The sequence below is a fragment of the Pseudomonas sp. EGD-AK9 genome, from assembly GCF_000465935.2.
Classification (GTDB): domain Bacteria; phylum Pseudomonadota; class Gammaproteobacteria; order Pseudomonadales; family Pseudomonadaceae; genus Aquipseudomonas.
Window position 1 is genome coordinate 1 of sequence record NZ_AVOF01000347.1, and the last position, 3,225, is coordinate 3,225.

Here is a 3,225-nt window from a genome sequence, read left to right on the forward strand (position 1 = left end):
CCTGGCCGGCATCTGCGCCGCCCAGGCGCCCAACCTGGGCGCGGCGGCGCGCGTGCTGACCGACTTCGAGGCGCTGTATGCGGCCAACTACCGCGGCAGCTCGGGCTTGGTCGAGGACGGCCGCGGCGCCTGGCTGCACTTCTATTCCATCAGCCCGTACAACGCCTACAACCGCTTCGTGGTCGACTCGGTGCTGGCCGGCTGGCAGAGCAACCTGAGCCAGGTGATCGGTCGCCCGGTGGCCCTGGAGAAAGTCGAGATCGAGTTCCCTGCGCCGGTCTATGCCGAGCGCTACGAGGCACTGTTCGGCTGCCCGGTGGAGTTCGCCGCCGGCGCCAACCGCCTGCGCCTGAGCGCCGCCAGTCTGGCCCAGGGCAACCCGGAGCACTGCCCCGGCACCTGGCAGCAGTTGCTGGAACTGTGCGAGCGCGAGCGCGAGCAGCTGACCCGCACCCGCAGCCTGCGCGAACGGGTGATCCAGTTGCTCGGCCCGCTGCTGCACGGCCGCGAGCCGGACCTGGAGGAGCTGGCAAGACGCCTGCAACTGCCGAGCTGGACGCTGCGGCGCAAGCTGGCCGAGGAAGGCACGCAGTTTCGCGCCATTCTCAACGACACCCGCCGCGATCTGGCCATGGCCTATATCCGCGACACCGAGCTGGCCTTCGGCGAGATCGCCTACCTGCTCGGCTTCGCCTCCGCCGAAGCCTTCCAGCGCGCCTTCAAGCGCTGGCTCGGGCAAACGCCCGGCGACTACCGGCGCGCGCAACGCCGAGCGGGCTGATCGCGCACGGCAACCTTGATCGCCAATCGTTTGCAACTTAGAATCCTTTTCATCCGCGTTTGCGGTCGCTTCTTACTCCATTCATTCCGCGCCGGCCCGCCGCGCGCGCCAACGACCCCGCGACCATGTCCAAGAAATCCCGCTCCAGACTCTGGTTTCTCGTCCATAGCTGGCTGGCTCTGCCGGTCTGGTTCTTCCTGCTGATCATCTGCGTCACCGGCACCCTGGCCACGGTCAGCCAGGAGATCGTCTGGCTGGCCAACCCGGACGTGCGCGCCAGCAAGCCGTCGGACGACGCCGAGCGGCTCAGCTACGGCCAGGTGCTGGCGGCGATCCAGCGCGCCGAGCCGGAACTGGTGGTGCAGAGCATCGAGCGCCCGGACGAGGATCACTTCGCCCTCACCGCCCGGGTCAGCTACCCGGACGGCAGCTCGCCGATGATCTACGTCAACCCCTACACCGGGGCGATCCAGGGCATCAGCCCGCAGTTCGACTTCCGCCAGTTCACCCGTGCCCTGCACGGCTGGTGGCTGGTGCCCTTCACCAACGGCTTCAGCTGGGGCTGGTACCTGGTGTCGCTGACCGGCATTCCGATGCTGCTGTCGCTGATCACCGGGCTGGTGGTCTACAAGAAATTCTGGAAAGGCTTCTTCCGTCCGCGCCTGCGCGTGGGCCAGGGCGCGCGGATCTTCTGGGGCGATTTCCATCGCCTGTCCGGCATCTGGTCGATCTGGTTCATCGCGGTGATATCCATCACCGGCATCTGGTTCCTGATCCGCGCGCTGCTGTTCGACTTCCACATCTCCATCTCCACCGAGGGCGTGCCGCCGGTGGTGAGCCGCGAGGAGGTGCCGCTGGCGGCCAGCGCCAGGGAGGTGCCGCGCATCGACCTGGACAAGGCGGTGAGCATCGCCCAGGGCGCCGTGCCCAGCCTGGAGGCCAGCTCGATCAACCTGCCCATCTATGCCTATGGCCACATCACCGTCTCGGGTCGCGGCTGGTATCCGCTGATGTTCCAGTCGGTGACGGTCAACCCCTACAACGGCGAGATCGACGCCAAGCGCCTGCTCGACGACCGCTCCGCGCTGGAATTCGTCACCGAGTCCATGCGCCCGCTGCACGTCGGCGACTTCGGCGGCCTGTGGGTCAAGCTGATCTGGTGCTTCTTCGGCCTGCTGCTGAGCATGATGGTGCTCAGCGGCCTGCTGATCTGGAGCAAACGCACCGTGCAGGCCACTGCCGCAGTGGTCAGACGCGCCCCGCAGCCGACCCGGGCGGCGCCCATCGCCATCGCCGAAGTCTCGGAGGGTCGTCCATGAGCAAGGCCGCAACCGCCGCCCCGGCGCCTTCTGCCCTGAGCCGCTGGTGGCACCGGTGGCGCTTCCACCTGAATGCGCTGCTGATCCTGATTCCGCTGGGCTTCATGCCCAAGTATTTCCACGACGTGGCGCTGTTTCGCGGCGACAGCGGCCTGGGCGAGCGCGAGATCGGCGAAGTCCAGGTCGGCCCCTGGAGCCTGCGCCTGGCCGAGTTCCGCAACCTGCCGCCGCAGCTGGAAGGCCCGGCCGGCTACATGAAGGCGTTCAACGCCGCGCTGTGCCAGGGCTGCGGCGAGCAGGTCAAGGCCACCTACCTGCGCATCGGCAAGCCGCGCAGCCTGCGCGCCGCCGGCGGGCTGTTCTTCGGCAGCCCCTATCGCATGGGCGCGAGCATTCCCGTACCGCCGCGCACCAAGCCCGACGCCGAGCTGTGGATCACCGCCGAAGGCTGGGACGGCACGGTGCACCAGGCATCCATTCCCCTGGCCGAGGCGTCGCCGGCGACCCTCGCCTGGCTCAAGCAACAAGGAGGCAAACCATGACCCCTACCCTGCGCATCGGCCTGTTCGTCCTCGGCGTCGGGCTCGCGCCCCTGGCCCTGGCGCACAACCCGATCTGCCAGTGCGAAGCCGGCGACGGCGAGGAAATCGTCTGCACCGGCGGCTTCTCCGACGGCAGCGGCGCCCCGGGCGTGACTCTCGATGTGATCAGCTACGAGGAAGAGGTGCTGGTGCCCGGCAAGCTCGGCGAGGATTCCCGGCTCAGCTTCAAGCGCCCGGACGGCGAGTTCTACGTGCTGTTCGACGCCGGCCCCGGCCACGTGGTGGAGATCGACCACACGGAAATCGCCGCGCCATGACCACCCAGGTGGTACGCCCGGCCGGCGCCGGCCACGAAAGCCTGCAGGTGCTGCTGCTCAGCCTGGCGATCCTCGCCCTCGCCGCGCTGGTCATCGTCTGGCGCAGCGAGCCGGCGCCGCAGCAGGAGGTCGCCGGGCACCAGCTCGACGCCCGCCGCGACCTCAATGCCGCCGAGCAGGGCATCCACACCGACCTCGCCGTGGCGTACGACGAAATCCTCCTGCTGCAAGGCGAGCTGCAGGCCCTGCCCAGCCCGCAGGTCCTG

5 protein-coding genes are annotated in these 3,225 nt (G+C 68.6%); all 5 read left to right on the forward strand.

What is annotated here, in order from left to right:
* Window positions 1-781, forward strand: a 781-nt coding sequence (locus N878_RS15755; RefSeq protein ID WP_021444576.1) for an AraC family transcriptional regulator, incomplete at its 5' end; no start/stop codon positions are given.
* Window positions 782-906: 125 nt separating this feature from the next.
* Window positions 907-2,100 carry a PepSY domain-containing protein gene (locus tag N878_RS15760; protein ID WP_021444577.1) on the forward strand — a complete coding sequence of 398 codons (1,194 nt, stop codon included), beginning with the start codon at window positions 907-909 and terminating at the stop codon, window positions 2,098-2,100.
* Window positions 2,097-2,642: a hypothetical protein gene (locus N878_RS15765; protein WP_021444578.1), complete on the forward strand. Its 546-nt coding sequence runs from the start codon at window positions 2,097-2,099 to the stop codon at window positions 2,640-2,642. The genes N878_RS15760 and N878_RS15765 overlap by 4 nt, the downstream gene beginning before the upstream one ends.
* The gene (locus tag N878_RS15770) at window positions 2,639-2,959 is read left to right on the forward strand and encodes a hypothetical protein (protein ID WP_021444579.1); all 321 of its coding nucleotides are present in this window, start codon (window positions 2,639-2,641) and stop codon (window positions 2,957-2,959) included. Before N878_RS15765 ends, N878_RS15770 begins: the two co-directional genes overlap by 4 nt.
* The coding region (locus N878_RS15775; protein ID WP_021444580.1) for a DUF6162 family protein at window positions 2,956-3,225 on the forward strand (270 nt) is incomplete at its 3' end. The genes N878_RS15770 and N878_RS15775, both read left to right, overlap by 4 nt.

Coding starts and splice junctions, on each gene's coding strand:
- N878_RS15770 (WP_021444579.1), top strand. CDS start 2,639: ATGACCCCTACCCTGCGCATCGGCCTGTTCGTCCTCGGCGTCGGGCTC.
- N878_RS15765 (WP_021444578.1), top strand. CDS start 2,097: ATGAGCAAGGCCGCAACCGCCGCCCCGGCGCCTTCTGCCCTGAGCCGC.
- N878_RS15760 (WP_021444577.1), top strand. CDS start 907: ATGTCCAAGAAATCCCGCTCCAGACTCTGGTTTCTCGTCCATAGCTGG.